The organism is Streptomyces sp. NPDC007808, assembly GCF_042868655.1.
Classification (GTDB): domain Bacteria; phylum Actinomycetota; class Actinomycetes; order Streptomycetales; family Streptomycetaceae; genus Streptomyces.
The window spans coordinates 645,715-661,542 of sequence record NZ_JBIAEQ010000002.1 but is presented as its reverse complement, the minus strand read 5'-3'; the positions used below and the strand labels follow the sequence as shown (position 1 = coordinate 661,542).

Below are 15,828 nucleotides of genomic sequence, written 5' to 3'. Positions count from 1 at the left end.
TCAGCTGGCGGGAGTGAGGCGGCCGGGTGCCGCCGGGCCGGCCGCGGCGGTGTCCAGCGGGATCTCGACGATCTCGACGGCCTCCACGCCCTCCGTGACCTCGACGGTCGCCGGGGCCCTGCGGCCCAGCGCCACCGCCGTCATCGGCACGGCGACGACCAGCAACCCGGCCGCCAGGACCGCGCCCATGACCGGGAACCCGGCCTGCGCCGACAGCACGCTCCCGGTCAGCGGACCGGCCGCCGTGCCCAGCGCCGACGCCGAGCCGACGAGCACCGCCCAGCGGCCGCGGGGGTCGAGGGAGGCGGCGAGCCCGATGACGTACGACAGGACGATCGGGTAGAGCGCGTTCCAGGCGATCTCGCCGGTCGCGAAGGTCGTCAGATCGGTGGCGGAGGCGCTGAGCGCGATGCAGGCCGCGATGAGGACCGTGCCCGCGCCGACCGGCAGTGCGCGACCCAGGCGCGGGCCGAGCGCGCCCGCCCCCGTGACGCCGAGCAGCCCGGCGCCGAGCGCCACGGCGAACACCACGCCGACCGTGGCCTCCGTCAGATGCGCCTGCGTCAGGCCGATCCGGCCGCTGACGCCCCAGAGGGAGTTCTGGGCGAGGGACCAGAACAGCATGCAGGCGGCAAGGGTCGTACCGGGCCGGCGGTGGGGGAGGCGAGAGCTGGCCCAGCCCTGCCGCGAAGGGGTGCCGGCAGTGGCGAGCCGGGCCGTCGACGGCCATACGGCGAGCGCGGTGAGGGCGATCGCGGCGAGCGGGAGGCCGTGACCGGGGCCGAGGTGGGGGACCGTCAGATACACGGCACCGGCGAGGGCCGAGACGCTGAGCAGGCCGAGCGCGGTGGTCCGGTGGGGGTCCGGCTGGGCGGCGATCCGGGTGGCGGCGACCGCGGTGGCCGTACCGGATCCGAAGCCGCCGACGAGCACGCTCGGCACGACGGCCCACACGGGCTGCGCGAGCGCCGCCGTGCCGTAGCCGAGGAACGCGAGGACGAGCCCGGTCCGGGCCAGCCGCCGCGCCCCGAGGCGTTCGACCCGCGAGGCCAGCAGGAAACCGGCCGACGCCGAACTCAGCAGCAGGGCGCTGCCGGTGGCGCCCGCCTGGGTGGGGGAGAGCGGAAGCCCGGAGTCGAGCCTGCCGACGACCGTCGGCAGCAGATAGGGGGCGAGGTACCCGGCCGTGAAAAGGGCGACGAGGGGCCAGGCGGTGGTGCGGGGGGCGAACACGGGCGTTCCCAGGGCATGCGAAAGGAGCGGCACAGAAAAGGGGGAGAGGCGCAGGCCGTCGACGGACAGGAACGCGCGGGCAATTTGTATCAAGCGGGGGGACGCGTGCAGAAGTTCGAGCGGTGTGATCTGTGGCACGTTCTGTTTGGGGTGTGGTCAGGGGGGTAGAAGAGCGCGTCCGCGCCCCGCTCACCGACCCGTCAGCAGCCGACTTGGCCGAGCTCAGGACCCTGCTCACCGTCGGCCCGGACCTCGTGGGAGCCGCCCTGTGAACCTCACCATCGCGGACGTACGCCTGACCCCGATCCTCGTCGCCGACCCCCCGCTGCTGAACACCCAGGGCGTCCACCAGCCGTACACACCCCGCCTGATCGTGGAGGTCGTGACGGCCGACGGGACCACGGGCGTCGGGGAGACGTACGGGGACACCCAGTACCTGGAGCTGGCCCGGCCGTTGGCCTCGCGACTCGTCGGACGCCGGGCCGCCGACCTCAACGGCCTGTTCCCGCTCGTGGACGAGGTGGCCGTCGACCGGTCCCGGGTCCTGGGACAGGCCGACGTGGGCGGGCTGCGAGGCGTCCAGACCGCCGACAAGCTGCGGCTGTCCGTCGTCTCCGGCTTCGAGGTCGCCTGCCTCGACGCCCTCGGCAAGGCGCTCGGACTGCCCGTGCACGCGCTGCTCGGCGGCAAGGTGCGGGACGCGGTCGAGTACAGCGCCTACCTGTTCTACAAGTGGGCCGGCCATCCCGAGGGTGTGCGTGCCGAGAGGGACGACTGGGGCGCCGCCGTCGACCCGGCCGGGATCGTCGAGCAGGCACGGAGGTTCAAGGAGCGGTACGGGTTCACCTCCTTCAAGCTCAAGGGCGGGGTCTTCCCGCCCGACGAGGAGATCGCGGCCGTACGGGCGCTCGCGGACGCCTTCCCCGGTCACCCGCTGCGGCTCGACCCCAACGGTGCCTGGTCCGTGGAGACCTCGCTGAGGGTGGCCCGGGAGCTCGGGGACGTCCTGGAGTACCTGGAGGACCCGACCCCGGGAACGGCCGGGATGGCGGAGGTGGCCGCGCGGACGGGGGTGCCGCTGGCGACCAACATGTGCGTGACGACGTTCGCGGAGATCGAGGAGGCGTTCGCCGAGGACGCCGTGCAGGTCGTCCTCTCCGACCACCACTACTGGGGCGGGCTGCGCAACACCCTGCACCTGGCGGCGATCTGCCGCACCTTCGGCGTCGGGGTGTCGATGCACTCCAACACCCACCTGGGCGTCTCCCTGGCCGCGATGACCCACGTGGCGTCGACCGTGCCGGACCTCCACCACGCCTGCGACACCCACTACCCCTGGCAGGCCGAGGACGTCCTCACCGAACGCCTCACCTTCGACGGCGGCCGGGTCGCCGTACCGGACGCTCCCGGGCTCGGCGTCGAACTGGACCGGGAACGGCTGGCGGAACTGCACCAGCGGTGGCTCGACGACGACGGCTCGCTGCGCGACCGCGACGACGCGGCAGCCATGCGGGTCGCCGAGCCCGGCTGGGTCACGCCTTCCGCGCCTCGCTGGTAGCGGGCCCGGCGCCACCGCTTCGAGCAGGAAGCCCGACGGGAAGGCGGAGGTGCCACCGGTGCGCGGTGGCGGCGCGGTGGCGGCGCGGTGGCGGTGTCACCGCTGGTGCGGTGGCGTTGTCGGTGGCGTGGTGCACACTGGCCAGATCAGCACCACGTCAGGGAGCGCACCGTGACCACGCCCACCGCGCCCACCGGAAAGGGACGCTCGCCCCAGGGGTCGTCCATGGCAGCGGGGCCCCACCGCCGGGCCCAGGTCGACCCCCTCGCCGGACTGCGCACACCCGCCGACCCGCCCTGGGACGTGTACCTCACCGGGACCGTCTTCCTCGACATCATCTTCACCGGCCTCGACTCGGCCCCCGTGCGCGGCACCGAGTCCTGGGCGCGTGGCATGGGGTCGAGCCCCGGCGGCGTGGCGAACATGGCGACGGCCCTGGCCCGCCTCGGCCTCAGGACGTCGCTCGCGGCGGCCTTCGGCGACGACCACTACGGCGAGTACTGCTGGGACGCCCTGGAGCACGGCGAGGGCATCGACCTCTCGTCGTCGCGCACGGTGCCCGGATGGCACTCCCCGGTCACCGTCTCCATGGCCTACGAGGGGGAGCGCACGATGGTGTCCCACGGCCACGAACCGCCCCCGGAGGAGCCGGCGCCGGACTGCCCGCCGCACGCACGGGCCGCGGTGGCCTCGCTGGTGCCGGGCACGCGCGCCCCGTGGATCGCGCAGGCCGCGAGCAAGGGCACCCGGATCTTCGCCGACGTCGGCTGGGACGACACGGGCGCCTGGGACCTGGCGGGACTGGCCGACCTGGAGCACTGCGAGGCGTTCCTGCCGAACGCGCAGGAGGCGATGCGGTACACCGGGGCCGACAACCCCCGCGAGGCCGCCCACGCCCTGACCGCCCACGTCCCGGTCGCGGTGGTCACCCTCGGCGCGGAGGGCGCCTACGCGGTGGACGGCCGGACCGGCGAGACGGCCGTGGTCCCCGCGATCGCCGTGGAGGCCCTGGACCCGACCGGTGCCGGTGACGTGTTCGTGGCCGGCTTCGTCGCCGGCACGCTCGCCGACTGGCCCCTGGCCGACCGGCTCGCCTTCGCCGGACTCACGGCGGCCCTCTCCGTCCAGGAGTTCGGGGGCTCCCTCTCCGCTCCGGGCTGGGCCGAGATCGGCGCCTGGTGGCGCAAGGTCCGGTCCCTCGACCGGCAGCATCCCGAAGCCCTGCGCCGGTACGCCTTCCTGGCCGACGTGGTGCCGCAGGAGGAAGCGGCGAGGCCGTGGCCGCTGCGGCGGGCGGTGCCGACGATCGGGTTCCGCAGGTCTGCCTGAGAGCGCCGTCCCGCAGGCGCCCGGTCGGGCTCTCGGCAGGCGTCAGCTGTCGGCAGGCGTCAGCACCACGAAGTCCGCCTTCGACGGGTCGAGGCAGACGGCCAGCCGCCCCACGCCCTCCGCGTCCTGCGGTCCCATCTGCACACTGCCGCCGTTGCCGGTGACCTGGGCGACCGTGGCGTCGCAGTCGGTGACGTGGAAGACCGGGTGCCAGTACGGCCGCCCGTTCGTCAGCTCCAGCTGCTCCTTCGGCAGTTGCATCAGGCCGCCCTGCATGCGCTCCTCGGGCAGCCCGGCAGGCGTGATCAGCGTGTACGTCCCCCCGCCGCCCGGCAGCTCCATGTCGCTGAACTGCCAGCCGAACAGACCGCCGTAGAAGTCCTTCGCGCCCGCGGCGTCGCTCGTCATCAGCTCCGTCCACGACAGCGAGCCCGCCTCGTCCGCCAGCTCGATGCCCGTGTCCTTGCCCGGCTGCCACACGGCGAACTGGCCGCCCAGCGGATCGCTGTACTGCGCCATCCGGCCCCAGTCGTCCAGATCCATCGGTGCCACCCGCACGGTGCCGCCCGCGCGCTCCACGGCCTGGGTCGTGGCGTCCGCGTCGGTGACCCGGTAGTAGATCATCCACGCCGAGCGCGCGCCCTCCTCGGTGAGCTTGCCGAGTCCGGCGACCGTCTTGCCGTCCTTCTTGAACATGCCGCCCTCGAAGCCCTCCGCGTCACCCATCGGCTCGTACTCCCAGCCGAGCACCGAGCCGTAGAAGGAGGCGGCGGCCGGGACGTCGGGCGCGCCGAGGTCGAGCCAGCAGGGGGCGCCGGGAGTGGGCTCAGTGGTGATCATGACGATGCCCTTTCGCAGACCGTACGACCCCAGCCTGACACCCGGCACCGCCACGCGCCCGTCGGGTCCGCCCGGGGCGACGGGCGGGCCCGCGCTGGTTACCATCCGGCCATGAGCGACGACCCGAGCGCGGCCCGGCTCGCCGCCGCGGCGCACGACTGGGCGGCGGCGATGGTCTCCGACGACCCCGTACGCATCGGCGATTTCATGGCCGACGACTGGGTCATCGTCTCCGAGTCCGGCATCTCCACCAGGGAGCAGTTCCTCGCGCTCGTCGAGTCCGGGGACCTGAGCCACTCGGCGTTCCAGCTCGTCGGCGAGCCCAGGATCCGGGTCCACGGCGACACCGCGGTGGTGACGGCTCGCGTGACGAACACCGCCCACTACCGGGGCGAACGCTTCGACGCCGACGAATGGACGACCGACGTGTTCGTACGGTGCGAGGACCGCTGGCTGTGCGTGCTGAGCCACATCACGGCGGCGGCCGGGACCTGACCGCCGCGCCGCCGCCGACGTGCGGGCCTCAGCCCGCCGTCACCGTGGCGCGCACCGCCCCGTCCGGCCCCGCCACCAGCACCGGCGTCCCCGGCCCGCCGAGGTCCCGCACCGCCGCACGGTCCTGCTCCGTGGCGCCCTCCGCCTCCGTCACGACCGCCGCCGCCTCCAGCGACGTCGCCCCCGAGGCCACCGCCATCGCCACCGCCGTCTGCAGCGCGCTCAGCTTCAGGGAGTCCAGGGCGACGGTCCCGGCGACATACGTACGGCCGGTGTCGTCCCGCACGGCAGCGCCCTCGGGCACGCCGTTGCGAGCCCGTGCGGAACGGGCCAGGGTGACGATCTTGCGGTCCTCGGGGTCGAGCGCGCTGTTGTCGGTCATGACCTTGAGCATACGGAGCGCCGCGCGCCCTGACCGGCCACGGGGTACATCGCCCCGCGCCGCCCCTCCGGCGACGCCGGCCACCGAGGCTTCGCCGCCGTGTTCGCCTCGCCCAGCGGTGTGTGCCGCGCTGACCGCCCTCGGCCCGCGCACCCGGTGGACAGCCGGCTCAGGGGCGGTCGAGGCGGAGCCGGTCGGCTCGCGGTAGCCCGGCCACGACAAGGTCGTACGAGTCCTCGACGAGCTCCCGGACCAGCCGGTCCGGGAGCTCGCCGTCCACCGTGACGGTGTTCCAGTGCCGCTTGTTCATGTGGTAGCCCGGCACGATCAGCCCGGGGTGCTCGCCGCGCAGCCGGACCGCGTCCTCCGGGTCGCACTTGAGGTTGACGGTGAGGGGACGGGCGTCCATCCAGCTGAGGGCGAACATCTTGCCCTGGACCTTGAAGACGGAGATGTCCGGGTTGAAGGGGAAGTCCTCGACCGCCGCGTTGAAGGACAGGCAGAAGGCGCGCAGCTCCTCGGGGCTCACTCCGCCTTCGCCTCCTGCTCCTGCGGTGCCGGCACCGGGGCCACCGGCTCCACCAGCACGGTCACGATCTTGTTCCGGCGGCCGGCCGCCGCCTCCGCCGTCAGCCGCAGCTCGCGGCCGTCCGGCAGCCCGACCACGGACGACGCCCCGGCGATCGGCACCCGGCCGAGCGCCTTCGCCAGCAGACCGCCGACCGTCTCCACGTCCTCGTCGTCGTACTCGTCGAGGCCGTACAGCTCACCGAGGTCGGTGATGTCCAGGCGGGCGGTGACCCGGTAGCGGTCCTCGCCCAGCTCCTCCACCGGCGGCAGCTCGCGGTCGTACTCGTCGGTGATCTCGCCGACGATCTCCTCCAGGATGTCCTCGATGGTGACGATGCCGGCGGTGCCGCCGTACTCGTCGATGACGACGGCGACGTGGTTGCGCTCCTTCTGCATCTCGCGCAGCAGGTCACCGGCGTTCTTGGTGTCGGGCACGAAGAACGCGGGCCGCATCGCCGTCGACACCAGCTCGCTCTCCGCGTCCCGGCTGATGTGCGTCTTGCGGGCCAGGTCCTTCAGATACACGATCCCCACCACGTCGTCCTCGCTCTCCCCGACCACCGGGATACGCGAGAACCCGGAACGCAGGGCGAGGGTGAGGGCCTGGCGGATGGTCTTGTACCGCTCGATGACGACGAGGTCGGTGCGCGGCACCATCACCTCGCGCACCAGCGTGTCGCCCAGCTCGAAGACCGAGTGCACCATGCGGCGCTCCTCGTCCTCGATCAGCGACTCCTTCTCGGCGAGGTCGACCAGCGCCCGCAGCTCCGCCTCCGAGGCGAACGGGCCGCGGCGGAAGCCCTTGCCGGGAGTCAGGGCGTTGCCGATGAGGATCAGCAGATACGGGATCGGGCCCATGATCCGCGCGAGCGGCAGCAGCACGTACGCCGCCGCCGTCGCCGTGTTCAGCGGATGCTGACGGCCGATGGTGCGCGGCGAGACACCCACCGCGACGTACGACACCAGCACCATGACCGCGATCGCGATCAGCAGGGCCTCGGTCGTGCTCGGGAACTCCTGCAGACAGGCGTAGGTGACGAGCGCGGCGGCGGCCATCTCGCAGGCCACGCGCACCAGCAGCGCAACGTTCAGATAGCGCGTCGGGTCGGCCGCGACCAGCGCGAGCTTCTCGCTGCCGCGCCGGCCGCCGCGTACGGCCTCCTCGGCACGGAAGCTGGAGACGCGTGCCAGGCCCGCCTCCGCGCAGGCGGCGAGCCAGGCCACGACCACCAGGGCGATCGCGCCGGCGACGAGGGGGAGGCTCATGACACGGTCGGCGCGGGGGAGGGGCCGGTCAGCCCCTTCTCCGTGCGCCAGCCGTCCACGATGGCGGCCTGCAGGCCGAACATCTCGGCCTTCTCGTCCGGTTCCTCGTGGTCGTACCCGAGCAGGTGCAGCACGCCATGGACGGTGAGCAGCTGGAGTTCCTCGTCCATGGAGTGCTGCGTGGGCGCTTCGGCGCCCTGCTTGGCGGCGACCTCGGGGCACAGCACGATGTCCCCGAGGAGCCCCTGCGGGGGCTCGTCGTCGTCCTTGGAGGGCGGGCGCAGCTCGTCCATCGGGAAGGACATGACATCGGTCGGGCCGGGCAGGTCCATCCACTGGATGTGCAGCTGCTCCATGGCGTCGGCGTCCACGACGATCACCGAGAGCTCGGAGAGCGGGTGGATGCGCATCCGTGCGAGCGCGTAGCGGGCGATGTCGAGGATCGCCTGCTCATCGACCTCGGTGCCGGACTCGTTGTTGACGTCGATCGACATGGTCGTGCGTGTTCTCTACTTCCCCTTGTGCCCGGCCTTGCCGCCGCGGCCCTTGTGCGAGCCGTTCTGGGTGCCGTGCTTGGTGTCGTACTTCTCGTACGCGTCGACGATACGGCCGACCAGCTTGTGCCGGACGACATCGTGCGAGGACAGCCGGGAGAAGTGGACGTCCTCGACGCCGTCCAGGATGTCCTGAACCTGCCGCAGGCCGGACTTGGTGCCGTCCGGGAGGTCGACCTGGGTGACGTCACCGGTGATGACTATCTTCGAGTCGAACCCGAGACGGGTCAGGAACATCTTCATCTGCTCGGGGCTGGTGTTCTGGGCCTCGTCGAGAATGATGAAGGCGTCGTTGAGCGTACGGCCGCGCATGTACGCCAGCGGCGCGACCTCGATGGTCCCGGCGGCCATGAGCCTCGGGATGGAGTCGGGGTCGAGCATGTCGTGCAGCGCGTCGTACAGCGGCCGCAGGTACGGGTCGATCTTCTCGTACAGCGTCCCGGGCAGGAAGCCCAGCCGCTCGCCGGCCTCGACCGCCGGGCGGGTCAGGATGATGCGGTTGACCTGCTTGGACTGCAGGGCCTGCACCGCCTTGGCCATGGCGAGGTAGGTCTTGCCGGTACCGGCGGGCCCGATGCCGAAGACGATCGTGTGCTTGTCGATGGCGTCGACGTAGCGCTTCTGGTTGAGCGTCTTGGGGCGGATCGTGCGGCCGCGTGAGGAGAGGATGTTCTGGGTGAGGACCTCGGCCGGGGTCTCCTGCGCCCCCTCCCCGTTCTCACTCGCTCTGAGCATGGCGATCGAGCGTTCCACTGCGTCCTCCGTCATCGGCTGTCCGGTGCGGAGCACCAGCATCATCTCGTCGAACAGGCGCTGGATGAGTGCGACTTCAGCGGCGTCGCCGACCGCGCTGATCTCGTTGCCCCGGACGTGGATGTCGGCCGCCGGGAAGGCCTTCTCGATCACGCGCAGCAGGGAGTCGCCGGACCCCAGCACGGTCACCATGGGGTGCTGGGCGGGGACGGTGAACTGTGCTCTCGCCTGCCCCTGCGCGGGTGTGTGAGCTGTGGGTGTCTGAGTCATGGGCCGGCTCTGTGGCCTTGCTCGTCCTCCTCGAAACGACTCCTGCGCCCCATGGGCGGCCTGGCGATTCCAGGGTACGCCGGGGGAGTGACAACGCCGTAGGGCTTTTCCGCTCCCCGTGGGCACCCCGTCCGGGGGCGGGGCGAGGAGAACTCAGAAGCCCAGCTTGCGCAGCTGCCGGGGATCGCGCTGCCAGTCCTTGGCCACCTTCACATGCAGGTCCAGGAACACCGGCGTGCCCAGCAGCGCCTCGATCTGCTTGCGGGACTTGATGCCGACGTCCTTCAGGCGCTTGCCCTTGGGGCCGATGATGATGCCCTTCTGGCTGGGACGCTCGATGTAGACGAAGGCGTGGATGTCGAGGAGGGGCTTGTCGGCGGGGCGGTCCTCGCGCGGGAGCATCTCCTCCACCACGACGGCGATGGAGTGGGGGAGCTCGTCCCGGACGCCTTCGAGGGCGGCCTCGCGGATGAGTTCGGCGATCATGACCTGCTCGGGCTCGTCGGTCAGCTCGCCGTCGGGGTAGAGGGCGGGACCCTCCGGCAGCAGCGGGACGATCAGGTCGGCCAGCAGGCCCACCTGCTTGTCACCGACCGCCGACACCGGCACGATCTCCGCCCACTCGAACCCCAGCTCCTTGCCGAGCTGGTCGATCGCGATGAGCTGCTCCGCGAGCCGCTTGCCGTCCACGAGGTCGGTCTTCGTGACGATCGCGATCTTCGGCGTCTTCTTGATCGACGCGAGTTCCTTCGCGATGAAGCGGTCACCGGGGCCGAGCTTCTCGTTCGCCGGCAGGCAGAAGCCGATCACGTCGACCTCGGCCCAGGTCGTGCGGACGACGTCGTTGAGTCGCTCGCCGAGCAGCGTGCGCGGCTTGTGCAGGCCGGGGGTGTCCACCAGGATCAGCTGGGCGTCGGGCCGGTGCACGATGCCCCGCACCGTGTGCCGCGTCGTCTGCGGCTGGTCCGCGGTGATCGCCACCTTCTTGCCGACCAGAGCATTCGTGAGCGTGGACTTGCCCGCGTTGGGACGGCCCACGAAGCAGGCGAAGCCGGCGCGGTGGAGGGCCTCGGACGGCTCGGATGACTTGCTGCGAACGCTCATGGCGCCCATTCTCCCTGATCCACGGAGCCCGGTCGTACACGCGAACAGGGCGAGGGGCCTTCGGCCGGGGAGCGGGAGCGCACCGGCCCGGACCTTACGGCGCACGCCCGGAGCGCCTACGATCACGGGGTCCTGGGGCCACGGCGCCCGGGTCACCTCGTCCCTCTCCTCCTCCGTCCGCGCCGCCCAGAAGGTCAAGAAGCAGGCATGAAGCTGATCACCGCGATCGTCAAGCCCTACCGGCTCGACGAGGTCAAGACCGCCCTCCAGGCACTCGGCGTGCACGGTCTGACCGTGACCGAGGCGAGCGGCTACGGCCGGCAGCGCGGCCACACCGAGGTGTACCGCGGCGCCGAGTACCAGGTCGACCTGGTGCCGAAGGTGCGGATCGAGGTCGTCGTCGAGGACGCGGCGGCGGACGGCGTCATCGACGCGATCGTGAAGGCGGCCCGGACGGGCAAGATCGGTGACGGCAAGGTCTGGGCGCTGCCCGTCGAGACGGTCGTACGCGTGCGGACGGGCGAGCGCGGGCCGGACGCGCTGTAGATCGCGCCCGGCCCGGCCGGATCAGTCGAACACGAACGGGCCCGGTGCCTGCGGCCCGGTCGCCGAGCAGGTGATGGTGATGCCGAAGACGGTCATCTTCAGCGAGCCGCCGAAGGCCTCCAGGCTGTCGCCGGAGGCCACGGTGCCGTTGAGCGGGCCGACCCGAACGGGGTCGCCGGCGGCCATCGCCGGGTTCTTCGTGCCGGTGAAGGCGACGGTGCCGCCGCCCGCCTTCACCAGGGTGAGCGTCGAGGAGATCGAGTCCTCGCCGAGCCCGATCGGCGCGGTGATCGCGGAGGAGTCGACGGTCATGGTGGCGGCGGTGCCGCTCTGCGTCGCGGTGAGCGTGGCCTCGCCGCCGCCGAAGCCGCCGCAGTCGGCGGTGATCGTGGCGGTGCCGGGCGCGACGGCGAGGGCCGCGGGCGCGAAGGCCAGTCCGGCGGCCGCGAGGGCGCCGGTCACCAGCGCCGCACCTGCTGCGATACGCGTTCGTCTCATGGGATCCGCTCCCTTTCGAGGTGGGGGCATTCCTGGTGGGGGTGGGGAACTGCTCGGCAGGTGGATGCGGACACACTGCGGGGGAGAGCTGAATCTGACGGCCCGTCGGGAACCGTCGTCGTTCCCATTGATGCGCGTGGGGCGAGGGTCGGCAAGGGTTGTTTCCGGCCTCAACCACCAGCGGCCCCCGGCCCCTCAGTCCACGCCTCTGATCCGTCCCACCAGCACCGCCCCGGCGATCCCGACCCCCGCCGCCACCAGGTACAGCACCTCGTAGCCGCCCAGGTGGGTGACGATCGGCGCGGCCAGGGCGGGGGCCGCGACCTGGGGCAGGGCGTTGGCGACATTGATCACACCGAGGTCCTTGCCCCGGTCCGCGGCCCGCGGCAGGACGTCGGTCATCAGGGCGAAGTCCACCGACATGAAGACCCCGAGGCCGACGCCCAGCAGGCCCGCCACCACGATCGCGGCCGGCCAGGTCTGCCATACGGCGAGCAGGGCGGTGGCCGCCGCCATCAGCACCCCGGACCACCGCACGAACGGCTTGCGGCGGCCCACCCGGTCCGACCACACACCGCCCACGACGACCGTGGCCAGCAGCGTCACGCTGTTCACCGCGGTCAGGATCAGCACCCCCTGCTCGGGATCGTCGTGATGGAGGCGGTCCCGCAGGTAGTAGAGCAGGTAGAGGATGACCAGCGCGTTGCTGAGGTTGATCAGGAAGCGGGTCAGCCACGCCCAGCCGAAGTCGGGGTGGCGGCGCGGGCTGAGCCAGAAGCCGCGGGCGAAGGACCGCCAGGACCACGCCGGCCGGTCCGCGACCGCGAGCCTGAGATCCCCGGACCGCAGCACGTACGGCAGCACACCCGCCAGCGTGAACACCGCGCACGCCGCGTAGCCCGCCGCGATCCCGCCCGCCGCCGTCGCCAGCCCCGTACCGGCGACCGCCCCGAGGATCTGCGCCGCCCCCAACCAGCCTCCCACCGTGCCCCGTTGCAGCCGCGGCACCCGGTCAGGCACCGCCGCCGTCACCGCCGCGAAGGCCGCGTTCAGGGTCAGCTGGACCAGGCACCAGCCGACCGCCATGGACCACAGCCCGCCCGCACCGGCGAGCAGCAGCAGCGACAGCGCGCCGCCCGCCGCGCCGGCCACGATCCAGGGCGTACGGCGGCCCCGGCGGGCCGTGGTGCGGTCCGACAGCGCGCCGAAGAACGGGTTCGCCGCCAGCGACACCACCGCGCCCGCACCGGTCACCCACGCCAGCAGCGTCTCCTTCGACATGCCCGTGCCGGGCGCGAAGTCCTCCGCCTGCCGGGCCAGCAGGATCTGCAGCGGGCCGTACCAGCCCACCCAGATCGCCACGTTGGCCAGTCCCAGCGCCGCCGTCCAGCCCCGGCCGACCCGCTCCGTGGGATCGGCCGGGGCGTCCACCGTCATCCCTGGGCCCGCAGCACGTCCCGCAGCCAGCCGTAGGACGCCTTCGGGGTCCTGGCGAGGGTCCGGTAGTCCACGTGCACCAGTCCGAACCGCCGCGCGTACCCCTCGGCCCACTCGAAGTTGTCCAGCAGCGACCAGACGAAGTAGCCGCGTACGTCCACGCCCTGCGCCACGGCCCGGTGCAGGGCCCGGATGTGGCCGTCCAGGTAGGCGATCCGCTGCCGGTCGTCGATGCCCTCGTACGAGCAGCCGTTCTCGGTGATGACGACGGGCGGCAGCCGGTCGCCGTACCGCTCCCGGAAACCGGTGAGCAGTTCCGTCAGTGCCTCGGGGACCACCGGCCAGCCGAAGTCCGTCGTCGGCACGCCCTCGATCTCCCGCACCGAGAAGGGCAGTTCGGCGGGCATGGACACCCCGCCGAACTCGATCTCGGTGCCCTGCGGCGCGCCCACGCGGGTCGGCGCGTAGTAGTTGACGCCGTAGAAGTCGAGCGGCTCCGCGATGATCTCCAGGTCCGACCCGACGTCCCCCGGCATCAGCTCACCGATGCCGTCCGGGTACCGGCCCAGCAGCAGCGGGTCGGCGAACAGCCGGTTGAGCAGCAGGTCGTAGAAGTCCGCGGCCTCGACGTCCGCCTGGTCCGGCGACGCGGGCCAGGTCGGCCCGTGCGAGTTGGCGATGCCGATGTCCCTCGCGCCGGCCGCGCGCAGGGCCCGTACGGCGAGACCGTGGGCCAGCAGCTGGTGGTGGGCGACCGGGAGGGCGTCGAAGAGCAGTTTCCGGCCCGGCGCGTGGGTACCCAGGGCGTGGCCCAGCAGCGTGTGCTCGGCGGGTTCGTTGAGGGTGATCCACTTGCCGACGCGGTCGCCCAGGCGCTCGGCGACCACGGACACGTACTCGGCGAAACGGGCGGCCGTGTCCCGGTCGAGCCAGTCCAGCTCGACCGGCAGGTCCCAGTGGAAGAGCGTCGGCACGGGGCGGACGCCCGCCGCGCACAGCTCGTCGACCAGGCGGTCGTAGAAGTCGAGGCCCTTCGGGGAGTTCACCCGCGGCCACGAGATCGAGAAGCGGTACGCGCCCACGCCCAGGGCGGCCAGGAGGGCCACGTCCTCGGGGTAGCGGTGGTAGTGGTCGCAGGCCACCGCGGCCGTGGAGCCGTCCTTCACCCGTCCCGGCTCGGCCGTGAAGGCGTCCCAGACGGACCTCTCGCGCTCGTCCGCCGCTCCCTCGATCTGGTGGGCCGAGGTCGAGACGCCCCACAGGAAGCCGGCCGGGAACTGGGGTATCGGGTCAGTCGCCATGCGCCGGATCATCCGTACCGGCGGTAACGGAAGTCAACGCCCCGGCGTCAACTGCCCGTTACGCGCCTTCCTTCAGGACCCGGGAGATCAGCCTGCGCTGCTCGTCGGTGAGCCGGGGATCGGAGCAGTACACCGTCCGGCCGTCCACGGTGATCTGGTAGCTGAAGCCGTCCGGCACCCCGATGGGGGGCGTGCCCCGGCCGGCGGCGACCGCGTGCTCGGCCAGGGCGTGCCACTCCTGGGCGTCGGGCCGCCCCGAGGTGTCCACCTCGGCGTGCCGCTCGATGCCCGCGAACCCGCCCGTGCGCCTTACCTGAATACGCATGGGTCCCTGTCTAGTACGGGCTCACAGGATCCGCACCCCGACCTGTTCCCATGCCTTCTGCACCGCCTGGAGCTCGTCGCTGCCGTCGCCGAAGCGTTCCCGCGCGGCCTTGACGGTGAGCCCGGCGAAGTCCGGGAACAGGGCACGCTCGGACAGTTCGCCGCAGGTCAGGACGTCGTACCAGATCTGTCCCGCCTTCTCCCAGGCGTGCCCGCCCAGCGCGGTGGCGGCGAGGTAGAAGGCGTGGTTGGGGATGCCGGAGTTGATGTGGACGCCGCCGTTGTCGCGGCCGGTGCGGACGTAGTCGTCCATGGTCGCGGGCTGCGGGTCCTTGCCGAGGACGTCGTCGTCGTACGCGCTGCCCGGCTCCTTCATGGAGCGCAGGGCCTTGCCGGAGACGCCCGGGGCGAGGAGCCCGGCGCCGATCAGCCAGTCGGCCTCGGCGGCGGTCTGGCCGAGCGTGTACTGCTTGATGAGCGAGCCGAAGACGTCGGACATCGACTCGTTGAGTGCGCCCGGCTGGCCGTAGTACGTCAGGTTCGCCGTGTACTGGGTGACACCGTGGGCCAGCTCGTGGCCGATGACGTCGATCGGGATGGTGAAGTCGAGGAAGATCTCGCCGTCGCCGTCGCCGAACACCATCTGCTCGCCGTTCCAGAAGGCGTTGCCGTAGTTCTCGTCGTAGTGGACGGTGGCGTCCAGGGGCAGGCCGTCGCCGTCGATCGAGTGCCGCCCGTACGCCTTGAGGAACAGGTCGAAGGTGGCGCCGAGGCCGGAGTAGGCGCGGTTGACGGTGGCGTCCCGGCCGGGCTCGTCGCCCTCGCCGCGGACCTTGGTGCCGGGCAGGGCGGTGCCGTGCTCGGCGTCGAAGATCGTGCGCAGCGGCTGGTCCGACGGTGCCCTCTCGGTCGGGATGGCCGCGGAGGCGAACTCGGTCGTGACGCGGCGCCTGCCGCGCAGCTCGCTGTCGCGCATCAGGGTCCGGCGAGCCGGGCCGGAGAGTGCGGGGTCGTCGTTGCGCGCCAGTTTGTCGAGGACGTGCGGCGGAACGACGGTGCAGAAGACGGGCTCGAAGCCCCCGTGGGTCGTCATGCCCGCACCATTGCACTGCGTCATGACGGTGTCACTAGTCGCAACCATGATTGGTGAAATATGCGGACAGGGAGCCACACGCTCCGTGACGAAGTGGTATGGCGCACTTTTTGTCCCATTCGTCCTTCGGGTCCCGCATACTGATACGACGCCCCGCACGGGGGAGCGGCTCGGCTAGCATGCTTCGCATCATGCGTTTCGGGCTGCTTCTTCTTAGCTGCCGCGGCGAGGGCCTGTAGTCCAGGTCGACTCCCTCCCCGCGGAGCTTGGCGTTG

At 71.9% G+C, this 15,828-nt stretch carries 17 protein-coding genes; 4 read left to right on the top strand and 13 right to left on the bottom strand.

Annotated elements, in window-relative coordinates:
* Window positions 1–1,233: an MFS transporter gene (locus ACFYNL_RS09260; RefSeq protein WP_388799090.1), complete on the bottom strand. Its 1,233-nt coding sequence runs from the start codon at window positions 1,231–1,233 to the stop codon at window positions 1–3.
* Between the two features lie 268 nt (window positions 1,234–1,501).
* Between ACFYNL_RS09260 and ACFYNL_RS09255 the strand changes: the two genes are divergently transcribed.
* Both ACFYNL_RS09255 and ACFYNL_RS09250 read left to right on the top strand, forming a co-directional pair.
* The gene (locus tag ACFYNL_RS09255) at window positions 1,502–2,791 is read left to right on the top strand and encodes a glucarate dehydratase family protein (RefSeq protein WP_388799087.1); all 1,290 of its coding nucleotides are present in this window, start codon (window positions 1,502–1,504) and stop codon (window positions 2,789–2,791) included.
* A 225-nt stretch (window positions 2,792–3,016) separates the two neighbouring features.
* Complete coding sequence (locus ACFYNL_RS09250) at window positions 3,017–4,120, top strand: carbohydrate kinase family protein (protein ID WP_388800562.1); 1,104 nt, start codon at window positions 3,017–3,019, stop codon at window positions 4,118–4,120.
* A 42-nt stretch (window positions 4,121–4,162) separates the two neighbouring features.
* Here ACFYNL_RS09250 and ACFYNL_RS09245 read toward each other — a convergent pair whose 3' ends face one another.
* Complete coding sequence (locus ACFYNL_RS09245) at window positions 4,163–4,960, bottom strand: VOC family protein (protein WP_388799084.1); 798 nt, start codon at window positions 4,958–4,960, stop codon at window positions 4,163–4,165.
* A 111-nt stretch (window positions 4,961–5,071) separates the two neighbouring features.
* On the opposite strand from ACFYNL_RS09245, the gene ACFYNL_RS09240 reads away from it, so the two are divergent.
* Complete coding sequence (locus ACFYNL_RS09240; protein ID WP_388799081.1) at window positions 5,072–5,455, top strand: nuclear transport factor 2 family protein; 384 nt, start codon at window positions 5,072–5,074, stop codon at window positions 5,453–5,455.
* Window positions 5,456–5,483: 28 nt separating this feature from the next.
* Here ACFYNL_RS09240 and ACFYNL_RS09235 read toward each other — a convergent pair whose 3' ends face one another.
* The 6 genes from ACFYNL_RS09235 to era form a co-directional block, all read right to left on the bottom strand.
* Window positions 5,484–5,837 (bottom strand): cytidine deaminase, encoded by a 354-nt coding sequence (locus tag ACFYNL_RS09235; RefSeq protein WP_388799078.1) that lies wholly within the window; start codon window positions 5,835–5,837, stop codon window positions 5,484–5,486.
* A 169-nt stretch (window positions 5,838–6,006) separates the two neighbouring features.
* Complete coding sequence (locus ACFYNL_RS09230) at window positions 6,007–6,366, bottom strand: MmcQ/YjbR family DNA-binding protein (RefSeq protein ID WP_388799075.1); 360 nt, start codon at window positions 6,364–6,366, stop codon at window positions 6,007–6,009.
* The gene (locus tag ACFYNL_RS09225) at window positions 6,363–7,673 is read right to left on the bottom strand and encodes a hemolysin family protein (RefSeq protein ID WP_388799073.1); all 1,311 of its coding nucleotides are present in this window, start codon (window positions 7,671–7,673) and stop codon (window positions 6,363–6,365) included. The genes ACFYNL_RS09230 and ACFYNL_RS09225 overlap by 4 nt, the downstream gene beginning before the upstream one ends.
* Window positions 7,670–8,167, bottom strand: coding sequence for an rRNA maturation RNase YbeY (gene ybeY, locus ACFYNL_RS09220; protein WP_004001382.1), 498 nt, complete (start codon window positions 8,165–8,167; stop codon window positions 7,670–7,672). Before ybeY ends, ACFYNL_RS09225 begins: the two co-directional genes overlap by 4 nt.
* 15 nt (window positions 8,168–8,182) lie before the next feature.
* Window positions 8,183–9,250 carry a PhoH family protein gene (locus ACFYNL_RS09215; RefSeq protein WP_388799069.1) on the bottom strand — a complete coding sequence of 356 codons (1,068 nt, stop codon included), beginning with the start codon at window positions 9,248–9,250 and terminating at the stop codon, window positions 8,183–8,185.
* 153 nt (window positions 9,251–9,403) lie between these two features.
* Window positions 9,404–10,363 (bottom strand): GTPase Era, encoded by a 960-nt coding sequence (gene era, locus ACFYNL_RS09210; RefSeq protein ID WP_388799066.1) that lies wholly within the window; start codon window positions 10,361–10,363, stop codon window positions 9,404–9,406.
* Between the two features lie 198 nt (window positions 10,364–10,561).
* On the opposite strand from era, the gene ACFYNL_RS09205 reads away from it, so the two are divergent.
* The gene (locus ACFYNL_RS09205) at window positions 10,562–10,900 is read left to right on the top strand and encodes a P-II family nitrogen regulator (RefSeq protein ID WP_388799063.1); all 339 of its coding nucleotides are present in this window, start codon (window positions 10,562–10,564) and stop codon (window positions 10,898–10,900) included.
* A gap of 21 nt (window positions 10,901–10,921) precedes the next feature.
* On the opposite strand, the gene ACFYNL_RS09200 is transcribed toward ACFYNL_RS09205, so the two are convergent.
* From ACFYNL_RS09200 to ACFYNL_RS09180, 5 genes are all read right to left on the bottom strand, one after another.
* Window positions 10,922–11,398, bottom strand: coding sequence for a hypothetical protein (locus ACFYNL_RS09200; protein WP_388799060.1), 477 nt, complete (start codon window positions 11,396–11,398; stop codon window positions 10,922–10,924).
* A gap of 195 nt (window positions 11,399–11,593) precedes the next feature.
* Window positions 11,594–12,835: an MFS transporter gene (locus ACFYNL_RS09195; RefSeq protein WP_388799057.1), complete on the bottom strand. Its 1,242-nt coding sequence runs from the start codon at window positions 12,833–12,835 to the stop codon at window positions 11,594–11,596.
* A complete protein-coding gene (locus ACFYNL_RS09190; protein WP_388799054.1) occupies window positions 12,832–14,148 on the bottom strand; it encodes a GH1 family beta-glucosidase in 1,317 nt (438 codons plus the stop codon). The genes ACFYNL_RS09195 and ACFYNL_RS09190 overlap by 4 nt, the downstream gene beginning before the upstream one ends.
* A 46-nt stretch (window positions 14,149–14,194) precedes the next feature.
* On the bottom strand, window positions 14,195–14,461 hold the full coding sequence (locus tag ACFYNL_RS09185; protein WP_388799051.1) for a protealysin inhibitor emfourin: 267 nt from the start codon (window positions 14,459–14,461) through the stop codon (window positions 14,195–14,197).
* Between the two features lie 21 nt (window positions 14,462–14,482).
* Window positions 14,483–15,553, bottom strand: coding sequence for a M4 family metallopeptidase (locus tag ACFYNL_RS09180; protein ID WP_388799048.1), 1,071 nt, complete (start codon window positions 15,551–15,553; stop codon window positions 14,483–14,485).
* Window positions 15,554–15,828 lie beyond the last annotated feature (275 nt).

Excerpts from the sequence above, each read along its gene's own strand:
- ACFYNL_RS09250 (WP_388800562.1), top strand. The coding sequence starts at position 3,017 with ATGGCAGCGGGGCCCCACCGCCGGGCCCAGGTCGACCCCCTCGCCGGA.
- ACFYNL_RS09245 (WP_388799084.1), bottom strand. The coding sequence starts at position 4,960 with ATGATCACCACTGAGCCCACTCCCGGCGCCCCCTGCTGGCTCGACCTC.
- ACFYNL_RS09240 (WP_388799081.1), top strand. The coding sequence starts at position 5,072 with ATGAGCGACGACCCGAGCGCGGCCCGGCTCGCCGCCGCGGCGCACGAC.
- ACFYNL_RS09235 (WP_388799078.1), bottom strand. The coding sequence starts at position 5,837 with ATGACCGACAACAGCGCGCTCGACCCCGAGGACCGCAAGATCGTCACC.
- ACFYNL_RS09225 (WP_388799073.1), bottom strand. The coding sequence starts at position 7,673 with ATGAGCCTCCCCCTCGTCGCCGGCGCGATCGCCCTGGTGGTCGTGGCC.
- ybeY (WP_004001382.1), bottom strand. The coding sequence starts at position 8,167 with ATGTCGATCGACGTCAACAACGAGTCCGGCACCGAGGTCGATGAGCAG.
- ACFYNL_RS09215 (WP_388799069.1), bottom strand. The coding sequence starts at position 9,250 with ATGACTCAGACACCCACAGCTCACACACCCGCGCAGGGGCAGGCGAGA.
- era (WP_388799066.1), bottom strand. The coding sequence starts at position 10,363 with ATGGGCGCCATGAGCGTTCGCAGCAAGTCATCCGAGCCGTCCGAGGCC.
- ACFYNL_RS09205 (WP_388799063.1), top strand. The coding sequence starts at position 10,562 with ATGAAGCTGATCACCGCGATCGTCAAGCCCTACCGGCTCGACGAGGTC.
- ACFYNL_RS09200 (WP_388799060.1), bottom strand. The coding sequence starts at position 11,398 with ATGAGACGAACGCGTATCGCAGCAGGTGCGGCGCTGGTGACCGGCGCC.
- ACFYNL_RS09195 (WP_388799057.1), bottom strand. The coding sequence starts at position 12,835 with ATGACGGTGGACGCCCCGGCCGATCCCACGGAGCGGGTCGGCCGGGGC.
- ACFYNL_RS09190 (WP_388799054.1), bottom strand. The coding sequence starts at position 14,148 with ATGATCCGGCGCATGGCGACTGACCCGATACCCCAGTTCCCGGCCGGC.
- ACFYNL_RS09185 (WP_388799051.1), bottom strand. The coding sequence starts at position 14,461 with ATGCGTATTCAGGTAAGGCGCACGGGCGGGTTCGCGGGCATCGAGCGG.
- ACFYNL_RS09180 (WP_388799048.1), bottom strand. The coding sequence starts at position 15,553 with ATGACGACCCACGGGGGCTTCGAGCCCGTCTTCTGCACCGTCGTTCCG.